Raw genomic sequence first — 21,161 nt, 5'->3', positions numbered from 1 at the left:
CACACACTTTTGCCGCCCGTGCGCGGCACCCCGCCGCACCCCCTGGCGTCCGCATGCTGGAACGGAGTATCCGGTTCCCGAGCACCACTCCATCATGTAACCTGCACGAAATTTCGACTTCGCAGAGGGCCAACGTCGTCCCTCGGCACCAGCACATGCCACATGACGACGACGGGAGAGCCGATGCGTACGCCGCGCCAGCCGTCCCAGCATTCCGCGAATGGCCAGAACTGGTCCTTCATGGATGCTCGCCCTGCTGCGCAGGGTATGTACGACCCCCGCAACGAGCACGACGCCTGTGGCGTCGGCTTCGTGGCCACCCTCACGGGCGAGGCGAGCCACGCGCTGGTCGAGCAGGCACTCACGGTTCTGCGCAACCTGGAGCACCGCGGCGCCACCGGCTCCGAGCCCGACTCCGGCGACGGCGCGGGCATCCTCTCGCAGGTGCCGGATGCCTTCTTCCGCGAGGTGGCCGGATTCGAACTCCCCGCGGCGGGCTCCTACGCCGTCGGCATCGCCTTCCTGCCGGAGGAGGGCACCGAGGACGCCGTCTCACGCATCGAGACGATCGCCGGTGAGGAGGGCCTGACGGTCCTCGGCTGGCGCGAGGTCCCGGTCGCCCCCGAACTGCTCGGTGCCACCGCCCGCTCCACCATGCCGGCCTTCCGGCAGATCTTCGTCACCGACGGCGCCAGCGAGGGCATCGCGCTGGACCGCAAGGCCTTCGTCCTGCGCAAGCGCGCCGAGCGCGAGGCCGGTGTCTACTACCCGTCGCTGTCCGCGCGGACGATCGTCTACAAGGGCATGCTGACCACCGGTCAGCTGGAGCCCTTCTTCCCGGACCTGTCGGACCGCCGCTTCGCGTCCGCCGTCGCGCTCGTCCACTCGCGCTTCTCCACGAACACCTTCCCGTCGTGGCCGCTGGCGCACCCGTACCGCTTCGTCGCGCACAACGGTGAGATCAACACCGTCAAGGGCAACCGCAACTGGATGCGCGCCCGCGAGAACCAGCTGGTCTCCGACCTCTTCGGGGACCGCGACATCGAGCGCATCTTCCCGGTCTGCACGCCGGACGCCTCGGACTCGGCCTCGTTCGACGAGGTGCTCGAACTCCTGCACCTGGGCGGCCGTTCGCTGCCCCACTCCGTGCTGATGATGATCCCGGAGGCGTGGGAGAACCACGACTCCATGGACCCGGCCCGGCGCGCCTTCTACCAGTACCACTCCACGATGATGGAGCCCTGGGACGGCCCGGCCTGTGTCACCTTCACCGACGGCACCCAGGTCGGCGCCGTGCTCGACCGCAACGGCCTGCGCCCCGGCCGCTACTGGGTCACCGACGAGGGCCTCGTCGTCCTCGGCTCCGAGGTCGGCGTCCTCGACATCGACCCAGCCAGGGTCGTCCGCAAGGGCCGGCTGCAGCCCGGCCGGATGTTCCTCGTCGACACCGCCGAGCACCGCATCATCGAGGACGACGAGATCAAGGCGACCCTCGCCGCCGAACACCCCTACGCCGAGTGGCTGGAGGCCGGTGAGATCGAGCTGGGCGACCTGCCCGAGCGCGAGCACATCGTCCACACCCACGCCTCGGTCACCCGTCGCCAGCAGACCTTCGGTTACACCGAGGAGGAGCTGCGCGTCATTCTGGCGCCGATGGCCAAGGCCGCCGCCGAGCCGATCGGTTCGATGGGCACGGACTCCCCGATCGCGGCCCTGTCCGAGCGCCCGCGGCTGCTCTTCGACTACTTCACCCAGCTGTTCGCGCAGGTCACCAACCCGCCGCTGGACGCCATCCGCGAGGAGCTGGTCACCTCGCTGCGCTCGTCGCTGGGCCCCGAGGGCAACATCCTGGAGCCGACGGCGGCCTCCTGCCGCAGCGTCACGCTGCCCTTCCCGGTCATCGACAACGACGAGCTCGCCAAGCTCATCCACATCAACGCCGACGGCGACATGCCCGGCTTCAAGGCCGCGACCCTCTCCGGCCTGTTCCGGGTCGGCGGCGGCGGTGACGCCCTCGCCGCGCGCATCGAGGAGATCTGCGCCGAGGCCGACGCCGCCATCGAGAACGGCGCCCGACTGATCGTCCTGTCGGACCGTCACTCCGACGCCGAGCACGCGCCGATCCCCTCGCTGCTGCTCACCGCGGCCGTCCACCACCACCTCATCCGCACCAAGCAGCGCACCCACGTGGGCCTGCTGGTCGAGGCCGGTGACGTCCGCGAGGTCCACCACGTCGCCCTGCTCATCGGCTACGGCGCCGCCGCCGTCAACCCGTACCTGGCGATGGAGTCGGTCGAGGACCTGGTCCGCGCGGGGACGTTCCTGTCGGACATCGAGTCCGAGCAGGCCATCCGCAACCTGATCTACGCCCTCGGCAAGGGCGTCCTGAAGGTCATGTCCAAGATGGGCATCTCGACCGTCGCCTCCTACCGCGGCGCCCAGGTCTTCGAGGGCGTCGGCCTCGACGAGGCCTTCGTCGAGAAGTACTTCAACGGCACGGCCACCAAGATCGGCGGCGTCGGCATCGACGTCATCGCCAAGGAGGTCGCCGCCCGCCACGCCAAGGCGTACCCGGCCTCGGGCATCGCCCCGGCCCACCGCGCGCTGGAGATCGGCGGCGAGTACCAGTGGCGCCGCGAGGGCGAGCCGCACCTGTTCGACCCGGAGACGGTCTTCCGCCTCCAGCACTCGACGCGCACCGCCCGCTACGACATCTTCAAGAAGTACACGGACCGGGTGAACGAGCAGTCCGAGCGTCTGATGACGCTGCGCGGCCTGTTCGACTTCACCTCGGACCGGCAGCCGATCTCCATCGACGAGGTCGAGCCGGCCAGCGAGATCGTCAAGCGCTTCTCCACCGGCGCCATGTCGTACGGCTCCATCTCCAAGGAGGCGCACGAGACCCTCGCCATCGCCATGAACCAGCTGGGCGGCAAGTCCAACACCGGTGAGGGCGGCGAGGACCCGGAGCGCCTGTACGACCCGGCGCGCCGGTCCAGCATCAAGCAGGTCGCCTCCGGCCGCTTCGGTGTCACCTCCGAGTACCTGGTCAACGCGGACGACATCCAGATCAAGATGGCCCAGGGCGCCAAGCCCGGCGAGGGCGGCCAGCTGCCCGGCCACAAGGTCTACCCGTGGGTGGCCAAGACCCGTCACTCGACCCCGGGTGTCGGTCTGATCTCCCCGCCGCCGCACCACGACATCTACTCGATCGAGGACCTGGCCCAGCTGATCCACGACCTGAAGAACGCGAACCCGCAGGCGCGGATTCACGTGAAGCTGGTCTCCGAGGTCGGCGTCGGCACGGTCGCTGCCGGTGTGTCCAAGGCGCACGCGGACGTGGTCCTGATCTCCGGTCACGACGGCGGCACCGGCGCCTCCCCGCTGACGTCGCTCAAGCACGCCGGCGGTCCCTGGGAGCTCGGCCTCGCCGAGACCCAGCAGACCCTGCTGCTCAACGGCCTGCGCGACCGCATCGTCGTACAGACCGACGGCCAGCTGAAGACCGGGCGTGACGTCGTCATCGCCGCGCTGCTCGGCGCCGAGGAGTTCGGTTTCGCGACCGCTCCGCTCGTCGTCTCCGGCTGCATCATGATGCGCGTCTGCCACCTCGACACCTGCCCGGTCGGCGTCGCCACCCAGAACCCGGTGCTGCGCGAGCGCTTCACCGGCAAGGCCGAGTACATCGTGAACTTCTTCCGGTTCATCGCCGAGGAGGTCCGCGAGATCCTCGCCGAGCTGGGCTTCCGCTCCATCGAGGAGGCCGTCGGCCATGCCGAGGCGCTCGACGTCACCCGTGCCGTCGACCACTGGAAGGCCCAGGGCCTGGACCTGGCGCCGCTGTTCCACGTGCCCGAGCTGCCCGCGGGCGCGGTGCGCCACCAGATCGTCGAGCAGGACCACGGCCTGGCGAAGGCCCTGGACAACGAGCTGATCAAGCTCGCCGCCGACGCCCTGGCCGCGTCCAGCGCCACCGACGCCCAGCCGGTGCGCGCCCAGGTCCAGATCCGCAACATCAACCGCACGGTCGGCACCATGCTCGGCCACGAGGTGACGAAGAAGTTCGGCGGCGCGGGTCTGCCCGACGACACCATCGACATCACCTTCACGGGTTCGGCGGGCCAGTCCTTCGGCGCCTTCCTGCCGCGCGGCATCACGCTGCGCCTGGAGGGCGACGCCAACGACTACGTCGGCAAGGGCCTCTCCGGCGGCCGAGTGATCGTCCGCCCGGACCGGGCCGCCGACCACCTCGCCGAGTACTCGACGATCGCGGGCAACACCATCGCGTACGGCGCGACCGGCGGTGAGCTGTATCTGCGCGGTCGTACGGGCGAGCGGTTCTGCGTCCGCAACTCCGGTGCCACGGTGGTCTCCGAGGGCGTGGGCGACCACGGCTGCGAGTACATGACCGGCGGTCACGCGGTGGTCCTCGGCGAGACGGGCCGTAACTTCGCGGCCGGTATGTCCGGTGGCGTCGCGTACGTGATCGACCTCGACCGCGACAACGTCAACGCCGGCAACCTCGGCGCGGTCGAGGCGCTGGACGACGCGGACAAGCAGTGGTTGCACGACGTGGTGCGCCGCCACCACCAGGAGACCGGTTCCACGGTCGCCGAGAAGCTGCTCGCCGAGTGGGACTCCGCCGTGGAGCGCTTCAGCAAGATCATCCCCAGCACGTACAAGGCAGTGCTCGCCGCCAAGGACGCCGCCGAGCGAGCCGGTCTCACCGAGACCGAGACCCACGAGAAGATGATGGAGGCGGCGATCAATGGCTGACCCGAAGGGCTTCCTGAACCACGGCCGTGAGGTCGCCAAGACCCGTCCCGTCAGCGAGCGCGTCAAGGACTGGAACGAGGTCTACGTTCCGGGCTCCCTGCTGCCGATCATCGGCAAGCAGGCCAGCCGGTGCATGGACTGCGGCATCCCGTTCTGCCACAACGGCTGTCCGCTGGGGAACCTGATCCCCGAGTGGAACGACTACGCCTACCGCGGGGACTGGGGGGCCGCCTCCGAGCGGCTGCACGCGACGAACAACTTCCCGGAGTTCACGGGCCGGCTGTGCCCCGCTCCCTGCGAGGCGGCGTGTGTGCTCGGCATCAACCAGCAGCCGGTCACCATCAAGAACGTCGAGGTCTCGATCGTCGACAAGGCGTGGGAGACCGGTGACGTCGTCCCGCAGGTGCCCGAGCGGCTGTCCGGCAAGACCGTCGCGGTCATCGGCTCGGGCCCGGCGGGCCTGGCCGCCGCCCAGCAGCTCACCCGGGCCGGCCACACGGTCGCCGTCTACGAGCGCGCGGACCGCGTCGGAGGCCTCCTGCGCTACGGCATCCCCGAGTTCAAGATGGAGAAGCGGCACATCAACCGCCGTATCGAGCAGATGCGCGCGGAGGGCACCCGCTTCCGCACCGGCATCGAGATCGGCCGCGACCTCAAGGCGACCGACCTGAAGAAGCGGTACGACGCGGTCGTCATCGCCGCCGGCGCCACGACCGCCCGTGACCTCCCGGTCCCCGGCCGCGACCTCAAGGGCGTCCACCAGGCCATGGAGTACCTGCCGCTGGCCAACAAGGTCCAGGAGGGCGACTACGTCACCGCGCCGATCTCGGCCGAGGGCAAGCACGTCGTGGTCATCGGCGGTGGCGACACCGGCGCCGACTGCGTGGGCACCGCCCACCGCCAGGGCGCGGCCTCCGTCACGCAGCTGGAGATCATGCCCCGCCCGGGTGAGGAGCGGAACCCGGTCGCCCAGCCCTGGCCGACCTTCCCGATGCTCTACAAGGTGACCAGCGCCCACGAGGAGGGCGGCGAGCGGGTCTACGCCGTCTCGACCACCCACTTCGAGGGCGACGAGGACGGCAACGTCCAGTGGCTGCACCTGGTCGAGGTCGAGTTCGTCGAGGGCAAGCTGACCCAGAAGCCGGGCACGGAGCGCAAGATCCCGGCCCAGCTGATCACCCTCGCCATGGGCTTCACCGGCACCGACCGGGAGAACGGCCTGGTCGAGCAGTTCGGCCTGGGTCTGGACGAGCGCGGCAACGTCGCCCGTGACGCCGACTTCCAGACCAATGTGCCCGGTGTGTTCGTCGCCGGTGACGCCGGCCGCGGCCAGTCGCTCATCGTCTGGGCGATCGCGGAGGGCCGCTCGGCCGCCCGCGGCGTCGACCACTTCCTGACCGGTGCCAGCGACCTGCCGGCACCGATCCGCCCGACGGACCGCTCGCTGATGGTCTGACGGCACCTCACAGACGTCCCGTACAACGGCGTACGGAACACTGACGGCGCCTGCCCACAGTCCCCGACCGGACTGGGCAGGCGCCGCCGCCTTGTCAGGGCGAACTCGCCTTCAGCCCGAACTCGCCCTCAGCCCCTCGAACCTCACGGTCGCGTCCTCGGTGTACGCCCCCACCTTGCCCTCGTTGTACGGGCGTTCGTGGTCGGTGAAGGTCACCAGAGGCTTCCCGTCCGCCTCTACGGCGAGGCCGGCGCCGTTCTGCTCCACGCGCACCGTGTACCAGTCGCCCACCGGGTACGTCGTACGCCCCGTCGCCAGGAAGCGCTGGCCCCCCGGATAGGCGGGATCCCGCTTGCCCAGCTCCCAGCCGTTGGGCTTGAGGGTGATGTAGTAGAAGTGCTCCGGATCGGTGTACGCCCAGACCAGCCACGGCACTTCCCAGGGGTTCGGGTCGGGATCGCGCAACTGCCTCACCGTCCGCATCCGCGCCTCGTACCGCACGTTCGTGTACGAGGCGGTGCTCACCACGAGGCCCGCGTGCGTCGTACCCGGGTCCCCCGCGGCCTCGGGGGAGAGCGACAGCGAGTCGTCGTCGCCCACGTTGGTGCCGTGGCCGTTGAACACCGAGAGCCAGCGGCCGTGGACGGTGCCGTCGAGCCAGGGCTTGGGCGGCGGCGCGTCCTCCCCCCGGCACCGGCTCACCGTGACCGACAGCAGCGCAGCCAGCGTGAGCGCCAGTGCCAGGGTGGTGAGGAGGCGGCCCCTGCGCCCCGGCGGGACCCGCGGGATCGGCGGGATCCGGCGGACGGTGCGCAGGGGCGGTGGGGTCATGCCGTCGAGTATGGCCCGGACGCGGTGAGGCCGACGGGCACATCGGCGGCGAAGTCCTCCGCCAGCTGGGCCAGGACACGGGAGGCGGCCAGTCCGTCGCCGAACGGATTGCCGGCGCTCGCCATCCGCCGGTACTCCGCCGGATCGTCCAGCAGCTTCTCGGCCCAGGCCACGATGGCGTCCGGGTCCGTGCCGATCAGCTTTGCCGCGCCGGCCTCGACCGCCTCCGGGCGTTCGGTGGTCGTACGCAGCACCAGCGCGGGCTTGCTCAGGCTCGGGGCCTCCTCCTGGATGCCGCCGGAGTCGGTGAGCACCAGATCGCACTCGGCCAGCGTCGCCGCGAAGTCCAGGTAGTCGAGCGGCTCGACGAGCGAGATGCCGGTGTGCCCGTCGAGTTCGGGCAGCAGCGCGTCCCGTACGGCGGGACTCTTGTGCAGCGGCAGCACGATCTCCACGTCCCCGCGCCGCGCGAGCCGGGTGAGCGCACGGCCCATCTGGCGCATCCGCTCGCCCTGGTTCTCCCGGCGGTGCAGGGTCACCAGGACCCGCCGGGCGTCCGTGCGGAACGCGGAGGTGCCGGTGCCCTCGGCCAGTACCCACAGCAGGTTGTCGATCACCGTGTTGCCGGTGGTGAACACCTGCTCCGCGGGGACGCCCTCCTCGGTCAACTGCCGTGCCGCGCGCGGGGTCGGGGCGAAGTGCCAGCGCGCGATGCGTCCGATGAGGCTGCGGTTGAGCTCCTCCGGGAAGGGGTTGTCGATGACCCCGGTGCGCAGTCCCGCCTCGACATGGGCGACCGGGATCTTCTCGTAGAACGCGGCCAGCGCGCCGACCAGCGCGGTCGTGGTGTCCCCCTGCACCACGACCAGGTCCGGCCGCTGCTCCCGCATGACCTCGCCGAGCTCGCCGACCAGCCGGGCGGTCAGCTCGGACAGCTGCTGCCGGCTGCGCATCACGTCGAGCTCGATCCGTACGTCGACACAGAGCAGGCCGAGCATCTGCTGGAGCATCTCGCGGTGCTGGCCGGTGGTGACGACGACCGGCTCGAACAGCTCACTGTCGGCCATGGCCCGCGCCACCGGCGCCAGTTTGATCGCTTCCGGCCGGGTGCCCAGCACGAGCATGGCGCGTACGGGCAGGCTTGACGGAGGTGTGGACATGGAAGGCCCCCTTAGGGCATGCGAGAAGAACGTGCCGAGGCACGGAAGATGAGAGAAGGAGAGGGGGGAGAAGAGGGACGGAGCCCGGGCGTCGCGGGGCCCGTCAGGTGAGCGCAGTTCTCAGGTGCGCGCGGTCTTCAGCCAGGTCTGCTTGCCGGTGAGCATCCGCCAGAACCCCCACCAGCCGGCGAAGAACCAGATGTAGCCGTAGAAGACGAAGACATGGGCGAGCAGCACACAGCGCACCAGCCCCAGCTCCCGCTCACGCTTGAAATACACGTAGCCGTACGTGTAGGCGGCCGTGAACGAGAGGGCGTACGGCCCGAGCAGCCACATCGGCGACACGAGCGCGTGGCCCAGCTGGACGGAGGCCACCACGGTGGCACCCAGGGCGACCAGGAAGGAGACGGGCAGCAGTGAGGTCAGCAGGATCAGGACCGGGCTGGACAGGTGGTAGAGCATGTCCAGCGCCGGCCGGGTCGGTACGTCCCTGAGGATGAGCGGGACGAGACCGGCGGACTGCAGATGGCCCTGGAACCAGCGGGATCGCTGCCGGACCAGGCGCCGCAGACTGAGCACGGCCTGCTGGGAGACCGCGGCGGTGGTGCAGTGCATATTGGTCCAGCCCTTGGCGATCAGCCGCACCCCGAGGTCGAGGTCCTCGGTGAGGCTGTCGCTCCACGGGCCGTCCCCGTCGAGCGTGTCGAGGGCGGACAGCCGCATGAACTGCCCGTTCCCGCCCATGCCCACGCTGCCGATGAAGCGCCGCGCGCTCTGGAACACATCGCCGTAGACGACGAACTCCATGTCCTGCATGCGGGCGAGCAGCCCCAGCCGCCGGTTGTACATACGGACGCAGACCTGAACCGCGCCCGTGCCCGGATCGTCGAAGTACGGGTCGACGGACTGCACGACGTGCGGGTCGAGCCGCCCGTCCGCGTCGACCACGCACAGCACGACGTCCGCCGGGTCGCGCCCGGCGAGCAGACCGGACTCCCTGAGGTGCCGCACCCCGTCGTTGAGTGCGGCCCCCTTGCCCCGGCGTGCGTTCGGCAGAGTGCGCCGGTGCAGCCGTACCAGACCCGGGTCCGCGGCCAGCGCGATGTCACTGGTGCGGTCGTCGGAGCCGTCGTCTATGACCAGGGCCATGAAATTCCCGGCGGGCAGCGAAGTGATGCGCGCCAGGCTTTCCGAAAGGACTTTCTCCTCGTTCAAACATGCCAGCAGAAATACGTAGAACCGCTCTCTCCGGTCTGTTCGAGAACGGCGAATTCTGCGTCGTGAGAGAAGAAATAGACTCGTGTTGTAACAGCCGGCCATCACGATCAGAGTGATGCTTGACCACAGGAGCAACTCAATGATCACGGCTGCCCCCGGTATGGGCGCGCATCCCGTGTCCCCGGCGTCGCAGACGCAGCCGGGCCAGCAGTATCAGGCATGCCGTCAGGCAATAGAACAGGAATCCGGCTCCCGCTATCGCCTGTAGTGCTTTGGCCAAAGGAAGGCCGGGTATCGCTTCCGGTGCGGCCATCGCTCCTGCCAGGGGCAACAGTGCCCCCAGGGCGGGTCGTCCGTACATTGTCCCCCCATATTCGGTGCGCGTCCCCAACGCGCGGAGGTGAACTTAGCAGACGTTTCGAGGGGGATGGAGTCCATTTGACAGGCCTCGCGATCGCCATAAGAATCGGTGCCTTCCTGTCGCCAAATGCTTTGTCAATCATTTGGCAAAGTGGGGGGAAGACCGTGAGACCAGTGATCCCGCCCTGGAAGCGGGCGCGCAGCCGAATTTCCGTCGCACTACTACTCGTCGCCGCTCTGCTGAGCGGCACATTCATGACCACGAACGCACAGGCGGCCGGGGGGCACCACCACCGGGGTGAGGCCGTCGGTGCGAGGTCCGGACTGAGCCGGATCGATCTCAAGGGCTGGGCTAAGACCCAGCTCACGGCGGACCGGGCCCGGCGTGCCCGGCCGCATCCCAAGGCCACCCCGACCACGCTCGCCTCCGCGGCCGGCCTCCCGGTCCGCACCGCGAGCGCCGTCACCCGGCAAGCGGCCCTGCTCGCCCCGGCCGCCGCCCCGGCGGACGCGGCCGCCGACGCAGGCCCGACCACCCTCGTCCTGTACGACACGGCGGGCCCCTACGGGCAGCTGGGCGAGCTGTACGCGATGGCCACGGCCAACCTCGCCGGCCACTTCGGCACGGTGACGGCCAAGCCGGTCCAGCAGTACACCGCCGGGATGATCGACTCGTATTCCGCTGTGATCTACATCGGCTCGACGTACTACGGCGGCACCATCCCGGACGCCGTCCCGGCAGCGTTCTACGCCGACGCGGCGTCGAGCGCCAAGCCGGTGATCTGGATGGGCGCCAACATCTGGAACATGGCGGGCGCGGTGGGCGTAGCCCAGTTCACGCAGAAGTACGGCTGGGACCCGACGACGTCGTACTACGAGGACGGCGGTTCGATCGGCAACGTCACCCAGGTGACGTACCGCGGCCAGACGCTGACCCGCGCCATTCCGGCCGGGCAGGACGGCGGAGTACTGCGCCCCAACGTGCTGACGGGCACCGGGTATCCGGCCGTCACCCGGCTCGCGGAGGGCCTGGACAGCTCGAACGGGCACACCTTCGGCTGGGCCGTCCGCTCGTCCAACCTCACGTACATCGGTGAGATCCCGTTCGCCTACGTCTCCGAGAGCGACCGCGTCATCGCCTTCGAGGACCTGCTCTTCGACGCCCTCGCCCCGGCCACCGCCGAGCGGCACCGGGCGATGGTGCGCCTGGAGGACATCAGCCCCGACTCGGATCCCGCCGAACTACGGGCGATGGCCGACTACCTGCACGCGCAGAACATCCCGTACGGCATCAACGTGATCCCCGTCTACACGGACCCCAAGGGCACCTACAACAACGGGGTCCCGCAGACCGTCACGCTCGCCCAGCGGCCGCAGGTGGTCAACGCGCTGAAGTACATGCTGGCCAGGGGCGCGGTACTGATGGACCACGGCTACACCCACCAGTACGGCAACATCGCCAACCCCTACGACGGCGTGACCGGTGACGACTTCGAGTTCTACCGGGCGCACGTCGACGCCGCCGACAACGTCGTCTACGACGGCCCGGTCGCCGAGGACTCCGCCCTGTGGGCGCAGACCCGGGTCACCAGCGCGCTCCTCCAGTTCGCCCTGGCCGGCCTGCCCAGGCCGGCGCTGTGGACCACCCCGCACTACGCGGGCTCGGCGGCCGACTACAAGGTCTTCAGCTCCAACTTCTCGGCCCGGCTGGAGCGTTCGCTCTACTTCGCCGGGACGCTGAGCGGGGCCCCGTCCGACCCGAACCGGTTCATCGGCCAGTTCTTCCCGTACGTGGTGAAGGACGTGTACGGCACGAAGGTGCTGCCGGAGAACATCGGCAACTACGAACCGGAGGCGTACAACAACCACCCGGCCCGGCTGCCCGCCGACCTCATCGCGTCGGCGAAGGCCAACCTGGCCGTACGGGACGGAGTGGCGAGCTTCTTCTACCACCCGTACTACCCGGTGCAGCCGTTGAAGGACACGATCGACGGCATGAAGGCACTCGGCTACACCTTCGTCAGCCCGGCGGCGCTGTGACGGCGCCCGCCCCCAGGAGGAGGACCGTCGCCGTCATGGCGGCGGTCCTCCTCGCCGTCGGCGGATGCGTGTCCACCGGCGGCGGCAAGGGGTCCGCCCACGGCAGCACGCACGCCTCCCGTCCCGAACCGGGAAACTCGACCCTGCGCGGCATCACGCTGCCCTCGTGGTACCGCACCGACTACGACAGCCCGGCCGCGCCCCGCTATCTGCGCGGCATCAGGGCCACCGGGGCACGCTGGGTCACCTTCACCCCGACCTGGTACCAGAAGCGCGTCACCGACTCCGCCCTGCGCACCACCGAGGAGACGGCGAGCGACGCGAGCCTGCGCAGGATCGTCGAGCGCGCCCACGCGGCCGGCCTGAAGGTGATGATCAAGCCGCACGTGGACCTGCCCGGCGACGCCGACCGCGCCGGGATCCGCCCCCGCGACCGGGCCGCCTGGTTCGCCGCGTACCGCCGCTTCATCACCCACTACGCGGACATCGCCGCCGACACCGGAGCCGAACAGCTCGCGGTCGGCACCGAACTCGCCGGGGTGTCCGGCGACACCGCCGCCTGGACGCGGGTGATCAAGTCGGTCCGCGACCACTACGACGGCCAGCTGACCTACGCCGCCAACTACGACGAGTACCAGCACATCCACTTCTGGAAAGCCCTCGACCTCATCGGTATCGACGCCTACTGGCCCCTCGTCGAGAAACCCACCACCGATGCCGCCCTGCTGAACCGCGCCTGGGCGCCGATCCGGCAGAGGCTCGCCGCGTACTCCGCACGGCAGCACCGCCGGATCCTGTTCACCGAGGCCGGCTACGTCAGCCAGCGCGGCTCCACCACCGCCCCGTACTCCTGGACCGTCAGCACACACCCGGCGGAGGCCGAACAGGCCGCCGCCTACCGGGCGCTCCTCGACTCCTTCGAGGGCCGCACCTGGTGGGCCGGCGTCTGCTGGTGGATGTGGGACGACTGGCCGGAAAGCGGAGAGACACCGGCACGCCTGGCGTACACCCCGCACGGCAAACCCGCGGAGGAGGTGCTGCGCCGGAGGTGGGCAGGCTGACTCCCTGAAACCTAGGCGGCGGTCAGCTCCGCGGACTTCGTGATCGTCAGCACCACCAGCAGGGCCAGCAGCGCCACGCACACGCCCGCCTGGACGAGGGCCCGTCGGCGGTCCCGGGGCGCGTAGGCGTATCCCAGCGTCACCGCACCGCCCGCCAGCAGACCGCCGAGGTGCCCCTGCCAGGAGGTCACCCACGCGGAGACCACCAGCCACAGCAGCAGACCCGTCATCAAGCGGTTGACCTGGTTCATGTCGGCGCCCAGGCGGCGGCCCATGACGTAGTAGGCGGCACCCAGCCCGAAGATCGCGCCGGACGCGCCGACCGCGGCCGTCTCGGGCGCGATCAGCAGCACGAGGACCGAACCGCCGAGCGCCGACAGCAGATACAGCGCCGTGAACCGCACGCGGCCCAGCAGGGTCTCCACCACCCGGCCCAGGTTCCACAGCGACACCATGTTCATCACGATGTGCAGGATGCCGAACGTGCCCTGGGTGGGCGGCAGATGGAGAAACGCCCCGGTCAGTAGCCGATACCACTCCCCGTGGGCGACGCCCTCGGGGAGGTAGCCGATGGGCACGGTGCCCAGCATGGCGAACCGGTCCACGACCGACGGACGCACCAACTCGGCAAGGTAGGCGAGGACGTTCAGCCCGATGAGCACATAGGTCACGAGCGGCACCGCGGAGATCCGGCCGCCGAACGCGGTACGCGCCTGCCGCACCGACCGCGCGCCCTCCTTCACACACTCCACGCACTGGTGGCCGACGGCGGCCTCGCGCATGCAGTCGGGGCAGATGTAGCGGTCGCAGCGGGTGCAGCGGACGTACGACTCCACCTTGGGATGGCGGTAGCAGGTGGTCACGGTGGACTCGGGGGACTCGGCATCCACGGCCGGCTCCTCGCAAGGGTCTGGGGACAAGGTCTGGGGACAGAGTGAGCCGGTGGGGGCGGCGGCGAACAAAATAGCGAACCCGGATGCGTGTGGGAGGGTGGGGGCCATGGTTGCGATCAGTCTCAGCAAGGTTCAGGAGACCGCGCCCGCGCTGGTCAGCCTGTACAAGACGGCCGGGGTGTCCCTCACGAAGCACGGGCTGGACGGACAGCGGGCCGCCGTGTACCTCGTGGTCGACCACTCGGGCTCCATGAAGCCGTACTACCGCGACGGCAGCGTCCAGGCGCTCGCCGACCGGGTCCTCGGGCTGTCCGCGCACTTCGACGACGACGGCCGGGTGCCGGTGGTGTTCTTCTCCACCGACATCGACGCGGTCACCGACATCGCCCTCGCCGACCACGAGGGCCGCATAGCGCGGATCGCGGCCGGACTCGGGCACATGGGCAGGACCAGCTACCACCTGGCGATGGACGCCGTCATCGACCACTACCTCGACAGCGGGTCCACCGACCCCGCTCTGGTGATCTTCCAGACCGACGGCGGCCCGATCAACAAGCTCGCCGCCGAACGGTTCCTGTGCAAGGCCGCGCCCCTGCCGCTGTTCTGGCAGTTCGTCGGCTTCGGCGACCCGGACAGCAAGCAGTTCGACTTCCTGCGGAAGCTGGATGAGCTGGCCGTGCCGCAGAAGCGGGTGGTGGACAACGCGGGCTTCTTCCACGCCGGTTCCGATCCACGGCAGGTGTCCGACGCCGTGCTGTACGACCGTCTCTTGGGCGAGTTCCCCCAGTGGCTGGCGGCCGCGCGGGCGCGGGGGATCGTCCGGGTGTAGACCGTGCCGGCGGGCCGTGGATCGCCTCGGCCGGGCATAGATCGTGTCGGCCCCGTTGGCTCAGCCGCGCCGTCGTGCCACCCTGAGGGAGATCCGGCGGGGAGGCGACGACGTATGGACGGCGCACGATCGGGGAACGGCGACGGGGTTTCCGCACGCAGGGGCGAGCCCGCCAAGGGCGAGCGGCTCGCCGACTGGGCCGACGGACGGCTCGGGCTCTACGCCCTGGCCAAGGCCAACATGCGCAAGGTGTTCCCGGACCACTGGTCCTTCATGCTCGGCGAGGTCTGCCTCTACAGCTTCCTCATCCTGATCCTCACCGGCGTCTACCTCACGCTCTTCTTCGAGCCGAGCGGCGCCGAGGTCGTCTACCACGGCTCCTACGGCCCGCTCAACGGCATCATCATGACCAAGGCGTACGAGTCGACGCTGCACATCAGCTTCGATGTGCGCGGCGGTCTGCTGATCCGGCAGATCCACCACTGGGCGGCGCTGGTCTTCGTCACCGGCATGCTCGTACACATGATGCGGGTGTTCTTCACCGGCGCCTTCCGCAAGCCGCGCGAGCTCAACTGGGTGTTCGGCTGGACCCTGCTGATGCTCGGCATCATCACCGGCCTGACCGGCTACTCGCTCCCCGACGACCTGCTCTCCGGGACCGGCATCCGCTTCGCCGACGGCGCGATCCTGTCCGTCCCGGTCGTGGGGACGTACCTCTCCATGTTCCTGTTCGGTGGGGAGTTCCCCGGCCACGACATCATCTCGCGGCTCTTCCCGGTCCACGTCCTGCTGCTGCCCGGGATCATGCTGGGCCTGGTCGTGGCCCATCTGATCCTGGTCTTCTTCCACAAGCACACCCAGTACCCCGGGCCCGGACGGGACCAGAAGAGCGTCGTCGGCATGCCCTTCCTGCCGGTCTACATGGCCAAGGCGGGCGGCTTCTTCTTCCTCACCTTCGGTGTGCTCGCGCTGATGGGCGGGATCGCCAGCATCAACCCGGTGTGGGCCTTCGGGCCGTACCGGCCGGACCTCGTCACCACGGGCGCGCAGCCCGACTGGTACCTCGGCTTCTCCGAGGGCCTGATCCGGGTGATGCCGGGATGGGAGATCGACGCCTGGGGCCACACACTGGAACTGGGCGTCTTCATCCCGTTCTCGCTGTTCCCGCTGATCCTGCTGGCGCTCGGGCTCTATCCCTTCCTCGAGGCGTGGGTCACCGGCGACCGGCGCGAGCACCACATCCTGGACCGGCCGCGCAACGTGCCCGTGCGCACCGGCCTCGGCGTGGCCTGGCTGAGCCTGTACGTGGTGCTGCTGATCGGTGGCGGCAACGACATCGTGGCCACGCATCTGCATCTGTCGATCAACTCGATCACCTGGTTCGTGCGGATCTCCGTCTTCGTCGTGCCGGTCCTCGCCTTCACGGTGACCAAGCGGATCTGTCTCGGGCTGCAGCGCCGGGACCGGGACAAGGTGCTGCACGGCAGGGAGACGGGCATCATCAAACTGCTGCCGCACGGCGAGTACGTCGAGGTCCATGAACCCCTGTCGCAGGACCGGCTGTTCGTCCTGACCCAGCACGAGCAGAACCCGCCGTACGAGATCGGGCCCCGCGAGGACGCCAATGGTGTGCGGCGGCCGGTGACCGTGTCCCAGCGCGTGCGCGCACGGCTCGCCCGGGCACTGTTCGGGTCCGAGACCCACATCCCGAAGCCGACCCGCGAGGAGTACCGGGAGCTCACCAGCGGCGACCACCACTGAGGACCCGCTCGCGGCACTCGTCCGGGCCGCCCCAGGCCGAGCGCAGCGCGCGGGCCCTGGTCAGCCACAGGGACAGCTCGTACTCGGCCGTGTACCCGATCGCGCCGTGCAGCTGCAACGCGGTGCGGGCGGTGGCGTAGGCGGCCTCGCACGCCTTCAGCTTGGCGGCCGCCACGTCCGCCGGGTCCATCGTCAGCGCGGCGCCGAAGAGCAGGGGGCGCGCGAACTCGAGGGCGGTCCTCGCGTCGGCCAGCCGGTGCTTCACGGCCTGGAACGAGCCGACGGGGACACCGAACTGGGTGCGCCGGCGGACGTACGCGACGGTCCTGTCGAGCAGCGCCAGACCGACGCCGAGGGCCTGGGCGGCGGTGGCGAGCCGGGCCCAGGTGAGGGCGTGGTCCACGGGCGGGTCGGGGATGAGAAGTTCGCCGCCCGGCAAGAGCGGGGTGAGGCGGCGCGCCGGGTCCAGGGAGGGGCGCACCGGGCCGGCTCCCGGGGACAGGCGCAGACCGTCGGGGGTGAGGCCGAGACGGAGGGTCGCCGCGTCCCCGTCCAGCGCGTACCCGCCGGCCGCGACCGTCGCCATCGTCTCGCCCGCCGCGAGTGGCGGGAGGAACCGTTTGGCCGGGCCGGGCTCGGCCAGCAGCGCGGCCGCCGCGACGGTCTCGACCAGCGGGCCGGGCACGATGTGCCGCCCCAGCTCCACGAAGGCGAGCGCGAGTTCCACCGGCCGGGGCCCCATCCCCTCGTACGCCTCCGGAATCACGAGCCCGAACACCCCCGCATCCGCGATACGGGACCACAGCGCGCGGCCGCTCGTACGGTCGCCGCGGCTCCAGTCCCGGACGACCGACGGCGTGTCCGCGGCGGCCAGCATCGCGTGCAGGGAGCGGGCGAAGGCGCGCTGTTCGGTGTCGGGCAGGAAGCGCATCAGCGACGTCCCTTCGGCAGGCCGAGCAGACGCTCGGCGATGATGTCGCGCTGGATCTCGTTCGTGCCCGCGTAGATGGGTCCGGCGAGGGAGAAGACATAGCCCTCCGCCCAGGCGGTGTCCGCCAACTCGCCCTCCTCGCCCAGCAGATCGAGTGCCGTCTCGTGCAGCGCGAGGTCGTACTCGGACCAGAACACCTTGTTCAGACTGGACTCGGCTCCGAGCGGCTCGCCGTCCAGGAAGCGGGAGGCGGCCTCGTAGGTGAACAGCTGGTAGGCGCGGGCGCCGATCAGGGCGTCGGCCACCCGGGCACGCGCCTGCTCCGGACTGCCCTGGGCCCGCCACAGGTCGAGGAGCCGGTCCGCGGCGGCCAGGAAGCGGCCGGGGGAGCGCAGGGTCAGGCCGCGTTCGTTGCCGGTCGTCGACATCGCGATCCGCCAGCCCTGGCCGGGCTCGCCGATCACGTCCTCGTCCGGCACGAACACCTCGTCCAGGAACAGCTCGGCGAACGCGGGCTTCCCATCGAGGCGGCCGATCGGGCGGACCGTGACGCCCGGGGCCCGCAGGTCGAACATGAGGTAGGTGAGGCCCTGGTGGGGCTTCGGGGTGTCCGGGTCGCTGCGGAACAGGCCGAAGGCGCGGTCGGCGAAGGCGGCCCGTGACGACCAGGTCTTCTGTCCGCTCAGCAGCCAGCCGCCGTCCGTGCGCACGGCCCGGGAGGTGAGGGAGGCCAGGTCGGAGCCCGCCTCCGGCTCGGACCAGGCCTGCGCCCAGACCACCTCGCCGGATGCCATCCGGGGCAGCACGCGCGCGCGTTGCTCCGCCGTGCCGTGGTCGAAGAGGGTGGGTGCGAGCAGGCTGATGCCGTTCTGGCTCACCCGGCCCGGCGCGCCCGCCGCCCAGTACTCCTCCTCGAAGACCAGCCACCGGATCAGCCCCGCGCCCCGGCCGCCGTGCTCCTCGGGCCAGGACACCACCGACCAGCGGTCCGCGGCCAGTTCGGCCTCCCAGACGCGGTGCGCCGCGAAGCCCTCCTCGGTCTCCAGGGAGGGCAGAGGAGTGCCGGGCACGTGCCCGTCGAGCCAGGCGCGGGCCTCGGCGCGGAACTCCTCGTCGGCCGGAGCGTGGGTGAGGTCCACGGCGGTCCTCCTTCCCTCAACCTTCCCTAACAAGTGTTTGGTAGGTTAGCGTGGCCCTATGACAGGCGTCGAGAGTCCGGCGTACGTGCCCGGGCACGGACTGCTGAAGGGCCGCACCGCCGTCATCACCGCGGCGGCCGGAGCGGGGATCGGCGGGGCGACCGCCCGCCGCTTCCTGGAGGAGGGCGCGCGCGTGCTGATCAGCGACGCGCACGCGCGACGGCTGAAGGAGTACGAGGCGGAACTTTGCCGTGAGCACCCGGGAGCCGTGACCGCGGTCCCCTGTGACGTCACCGACGAGTCCCAGGTGCGGGCCCTGTTCGACACCGCCGTACGGGACCTCGGGCGGCTGGACGTCGTCGTCAACAACGCCGGACTGGGCGGCACTTCGGCCCTGGTCGACATGACCGACGAGCAGTGGTCCCGCGTCCTGGACGTGACACTGAACGGCACCTTCCGCTGCACCCGGGCGGCCCTGCGCTCGATGAAGGAGACCGGGGGCGGCGTGATCGTCAACAACGCCTCCGTCGTCGGCTGGCGCGCCCAGGCCGGGCAGGCGCACTACGCGGCCGCGAAGGCGGGCGTGATGGCACTGACCCGATGCGCCGCCGTCGAGGCGGCCGAGTACGGCGTGCGGGTCAACGCGGTGGCGCCGAGCCTCGCCATGCACCCGCACCTGGCGAAGGTGACCACACCCGAACTGCTTCAGGAACTGACCGCGCGCGAGGCCTTCGGGCGGTACGCGGAACCGTGGGAGGTCGCCAACGTGATCGTCTTCCTGGCCTCCGGCTACTCCTCTTACCTGACTGGTGAAGTCGTCAGCGTCAGCAGCCAGCACCCCTAGGACCACAATGGACCCGTGCCGACCAAGAAGAAGCCCCAGGTGACCGCCGCGAAGAAGGCCCAGGTGACCGCCCCGAAGAAGCCGGCGGCCGCTGCCGCCGCCGCTCACGCGCGCCGCCGCGAACTCCTCGAGACCGCCGCCGAGGTCTTCGCCGAGCAGGGCTACAACGCCACCACCGTGCGCAGGATCGCGGACCACGCGGGCATGCTCGCGGGCAGCCTCTACTACCACTTCGACTCCAAGGAGTCGATGCTCGAAGAGATCCTGCGCACCTTCCTCGACGAGCTCTGGGACGGCTACGACACCGTCCTCGCAGCCGCTCTCGGCCCCCGCGAGACGCTGGAGGCCCTGGTCACCGAGTCCTTCCGGGAGATCGACCGGCACCGCGCCGCCGTCGCGATCTATCAGAAGGAGAGCAAGCAGCTGGTCGCGCAGGACAGGTTCACCTTCCTCGCCGAGTCCCAGCGCAAGTTCGAGACGGCCTGGCTGTCCACGCTGGAGCTCGGGGTCGCCGAGCGTGTCTTCCGCGCCGACCTCGACGTCCGGCTCACCTACCGCTTCGTGCGCGACACGGTCTGGGTCGCCGCGTCCTGGTACCGGCCCGGCGGACAGCACAGCCCGGAGGAGATCGCCCGGCAGTACCTGTCGATGGTGCTGGACGGGATCGCCGTCCGCACGTAACCCACTGGGGAGTTGCCATGCCCGAGGCCTACATAGTCGAAGCGGTCCGCACGCCCGTCGGGCGGCGCGGCGGCGGACTGAGCGGAGTCCACCCGGCCGACCTGGGTGCCCATGTGCTCAAGGAACTGATCGCGCGGGCCGGCGTGGACCCGGGCGCCGTGGAGGACGTCGTGTTCGGCTGTCTGGACACGGTCGGACCGCAGGCCGGGGACATCGCCCGGACCTGCTGGCTGGCGGCCGGGCTGCCCGAGGAGGTGCCCGGTGTGACCGTGGACCGGCAGTGCGGCTCCTCGCAGCAGGCCGTGCACTTCGCCGCGCAGGCCGTGCTGTCCGGCACCCAGGACCTGGTGGTCGCCGGCGGTGTCCAGAACATGTCGCAGATCCCCATCGCCTTCGCCTCCCGGCAGGCCGCCGAGCCGCTGGGCCTGACCGAGGGCCCCTTCCTGGGCAGCGAGGGCTGGCGGGCCCGCTACGGCACGCAGCCCGTCAACCAGTTCACCGGCGCCGAGATGATCGCCGCCAAGTGGGGGATCAGCAGGCAGGACCAGGAGGAGTTCGCCCTGCGCTCGCACCGGCGGGCGGTGCGGGCGATCGACGAGGGCCGTTTCGAGCGCGAACTCGTTCCCCTCGGGGACGTCACCGCCGACGAGGGCCCGCGCCGGGACACCTCACTGGAGAAGATGGCCGCGCTGAAGCCCGTGATCGACGGCGGCACCATCACCGCCGCCTGCTCCTCGCAGGTCTCCGACGGTGCGGCGGCCATGCTGCTGGCCTCGGAGCGGGCGGTGCGCGAGCACGGGCTGCGCCCGCGGGCCCGTGTGCACCACCTCTCCGTGCGCGGCGAGGACCCCATCCGGATGCTCTCCGCCCCCATCCCGGCCACCGCGCACGCCCTGAAGAAGAGCGGACTCACCATCGACGACATCGACCTCGTCGAGATCAACGAGGCGTTCGCACCCGTCGTCCTGGCCTGGCTGAAGGAGACCGGTGCCGACCCGGAGAAGGTCAACGTCAGCGGCGGCGCGATCGCCCTCGGCCACCCCCTGGGCGCCACCGGCGTCCGGCTGATGACGACCCTCCTGCACGAACTGGAACGCACCGGCGGCCGGTTCGGGCTCCAGACGATGTGCGAGGGCGGCGGCCAGGCCAACGTGACGATCATCGAACGGATCTGACGGGCC

15 protein-coding genes are annotated in these 21,161 nt (G+C 70.3%); 9 read left to right on the top strand and 6 right to left on the bottom strand.

The window, feature by feature from the left end; all coding sequences use genetic code 11:
* Positions 1-183: 183 nt before the first annotated feature.
* Both gltB and N8I87_RS10505 read left to right on the top strand, forming a co-directional pair.
* On the top strand, positions 184-4,776 hold the full coding sequence (gltB, locus tag N8I87_RS10510; protein WP_263216378.1) for a glutamate synthase large subunit: 4,593 nt from the start codon (positions 184-186) through the stop codon (positions 4,774-4,776).
* Entirely contained in the window at positions 4,769-6,232 is a 1,464-nt protein-coding gene (locus N8I87_RS10505; protein WP_263207644.1) for a glutamate synthase subunit beta, read from the top strand. Before gltB ends, N8I87_RS10505 begins: the two co-directional genes overlap by 8 nt.
* A gap of 111 nt (positions 6,233-6,343) precedes the next feature.
* Here the strand turns inward: N8I87_RS10505 and N8I87_RS10500 are convergent, their stop codons facing one another.
* From N8I87_RS10500 to N8I87_RS10490, 3 genes are all read right to left on the bottom strand, one after another.
* Positions 6,344-7,063 carry a LamG domain-containing protein gene (locus N8I87_RS10500; RefSeq protein WP_263207643.1) on the bottom strand — a complete coding sequence of 240 codons (720 nt, stop codon included), beginning with the start codon at positions 7,061-7,063 and terminating at the stop codon, positions 6,344-6,346.
* Positions 7,060-8,223, bottom strand: a complete 1,164-nt coding sequence (gene wecB / locus N8I87_RS10495) for a non-hydrolyzing UDP-N-acetylglucosamine 2-epimerase (protein WP_263207642.1) — start codon at positions 8,221-8,223, stop codon at positions 7,060-7,062. Before wecB ends, N8I87_RS10500 begins: the two co-directional genes overlap by 4 nt.
* Positions 8,224-8,343: 120 nt before the next feature.
* Positions 8,344-9,543 (bottom strand): glycosyltransferase, encoded by a 1,200-nt coding sequence (locus N8I87_RS10490; RefSeq protein WP_263216377.1) that lies wholly within the window; start codon positions 9,541-9,543, stop codon positions 8,344-8,346.
* Positions 9,544-10,056: 513 nt separating this feature from the next.
* Here N8I87_RS10490 and N8I87_RS10485 point away from each other — a divergent pair.
* Together N8I87_RS10485 and N8I87_RS10480 are read left to right on the top strand one after the other, a co-directional pair.
* On the top strand, positions 10,057-11,841 hold the full coding sequence (locus N8I87_RS10485; protein WP_263207640.1) for a polysaccharide deacetylase family protein: 1,785 nt from the start codon (positions 10,057-10,059) through the stop codon (positions 11,839-11,841).
* Between the two features lie 35 nt (positions 11,842-11,876).
* Positions 11,877-12,902, top strand: coding sequence for a glycoside hydrolase family 113 (locus N8I87_RS10480; RefSeq protein WP_263207638.1), 1,026 nt, complete (start codon positions 11,877-11,879; stop codon positions 12,900-12,902).
* Positions 12,903-12,913: 11 nt separating this feature from the next.
* On the opposite strand, the gene N8I87_RS10475 is transcribed toward N8I87_RS10480, so the two are convergent.
* Positions 12,914-13,792 carry a rhomboid family intramembrane serine protease gene (locus tag N8I87_RS10475; RefSeq protein ID WP_263207636.1) on the bottom strand — a complete coding sequence of 293 codons (879 nt, stop codon included), beginning with the start codon at positions 13,790-13,792 and terminating at the stop codon, positions 12,914-12,916.
* Between the two features lie 109 nt (positions 13,793-13,901).
* On the opposite strand from N8I87_RS10475, the gene N8I87_RS10470 reads away from it, so the two are divergent.
* Together N8I87_RS10470 and qcrB are read left to right on the top strand one after the other, a co-directional pair.
* Entirely contained in the window at positions 13,902-14,624 is a 723-nt protein-coding gene (locus N8I87_RS10470; RefSeq protein WP_263207635.1) for a vWA domain-containing protein, read from the top strand.
* A 114-nt stretch (positions 14,625-14,738) separates the two neighbouring features.
* Entirely contained in the window at positions 14,739-16,385 is a 1,647-nt protein-coding gene (gene qcrB, locus N8I87_RS10465) for a cytochrome bc1 complex cytochrome b subunit (protein WP_263207633.1), read from the top strand.
* Here qcrB and N8I87_RS10460 read toward each other — a convergent pair.
* Both N8I87_RS10460 and N8I87_RS10455 read right to left on the bottom strand, forming a co-directional pair.
* Positions 16,363-17,316, bottom strand: a complete 954-nt coding sequence (locus N8I87_RS10460) for an acyl-CoA dehydrogenase family protein (protein WP_263207631.1) — start codon at positions 17,314-17,316, stop codon at positions 16,363-16,365. The genes qcrB and N8I87_RS10460 overlap by 23 nt on opposite strands.
* Positions 17,316-18,455: an acyl-CoA dehydrogenase family protein gene (locus N8I87_RS10455; RefSeq protein WP_263207629.1), complete on the bottom strand. Its 1,140-nt coding sequence runs from the start codon at positions 18,453-18,455 to the stop codon at positions 17,316-17,318. The genes N8I87_RS10460 and N8I87_RS10455 overlap by 1 nt, the downstream gene beginning before the upstream one ends.
* 58 nt (positions 18,456-18,513) lie before the next feature.
* Here N8I87_RS10455 and N8I87_RS10450 point away from each other — a divergent pair, with 58 nt between their 5' ends.
* From N8I87_RS10450 to N8I87_RS10440, 3 genes are read left to right on the top strand one after another with little or no spacing between them, the layout of a single operon-like run.
* Positions 18,514-19,299, top strand: a complete 786-nt coding sequence (locus tag N8I87_RS10450) for an SDR family oxidoreductase (RefSeq protein WP_263207627.1) — start codon at positions 18,514-18,516, stop codon at positions 19,297-19,299.
* 15 nt (positions 19,300-19,314) lie between these two features.
* A complete protein-coding gene (locus tag N8I87_RS10445; RefSeq protein WP_411577210.1) occupies positions 19,315-19,980 on the top strand; it encodes a TetR/AcrR family transcriptional regulator in 666 nt (221 codons plus the stop codon).
* A gap of 17 nt (positions 19,981-19,997) precedes the next feature.
* Positions 19,998-21,155 carry an acetyl-CoA C-acetyltransferase gene (locus N8I87_RS10440; RefSeq protein WP_263207625.1) on the top strand — a complete coding sequence of 386 codons (1,158 nt, stop codon included), beginning with the start codon at positions 19,998-20,000 and terminating at the stop codon, positions 21,153-21,155.
* The last annotated feature ends 6 nt before the right edge of the window (positions 21,156-21,161 follow it).

It is taken from the genome of Streptomyces sp. HUAS 15-9 (assembly GCF_025642155.1).
Classification (GTDB): domain Bacteria; phylum Actinomycetota; class Actinomycetes; order Streptomycetales; family Streptomycetaceae; genus Streptomyces.
The sequence above is the reverse complement of the archived record's forward strand: the minus strand, read 5'-3'. Positions and strand labels throughout refer to the sequence as shown.

Coding starts and splice junctions, on each gene's coding strand:
- gltB (WP_263216378.1), top strand. CDS start 184: ATGCGTACGCCGCGCCAGCCGTCCCAGCATTCCGCGAATGGCCAGAAC.
- N8I87_RS10505 (WP_263207644.1), top strand. CDS start 4,769: ATGGCTGACCCGAAGGGCTTCCTGAACCACGGCCGTGAGGTCGCCAAG.
- N8I87_RS10500 (WP_263207643.1), bottom strand. CDS start 7,063: ATGACCCCACCGCCCCTGCGCACCGTCCGCCGGATCCCGCCGATCCCG.
- wecB (WP_263207642.1), bottom strand. CDS start 8,223: ATGTCCACACCTCCGTCAAGCCTGCCCGTACGCGCCATGCTCGTGCTG.
- N8I87_RS10490 (WP_263216377.1), bottom strand. CDS start 9,543: ATGGCCGGCTGTTACAACACGAGTCTATTTCTTCTCTCACGACGCAGA.
- N8I87_RS10485 (WP_263207640.1), top strand. CDS start 10,057: ATGACCACGAACGCACAGGCGGCCGGGGGGCACCACCACCGGGGTGAG.
- N8I87_RS10480 (WP_263207638.1), top strand. CDS start 11,877: ATGGCGGCGGTCCTCCTCGCCGTCGGCGGATGCGTGTCCACCGGCGGC.
- N8I87_RS10470 (WP_263207635.1), top strand. CDS start 13,902: ATGGTTGCGATCAGTCTCAGCAAGGTTCAGGAGACCGCGCCCGCGCTG.
- qcrB (WP_263207633.1), top strand. CDS start 14,739: ATGGACGGCGCACGATCGGGGAACGGCGACGGGGTTTCCGCACGCAGG.
- N8I87_RS10460 (WP_263207631.1), bottom strand. CDS start 17,316: ATGCGCTTCCTGCCCGACACCGAACAGCGCGCCTTCGCCCGCTCCCTG.
- N8I87_RS10450 (WP_263207627.1), top strand. CDS start 18,514: ATGACAGGCGTCGAGAGTCCGGCGTACGTGCCCGGGCACGGACTGCTG.
- N8I87_RS10440 (WP_263207625.1), top strand. CDS start 19,998: ATGCCCGAGGCCTACATAGTCGAAGCGGTCCGCACGCCCGTCGGGCGG.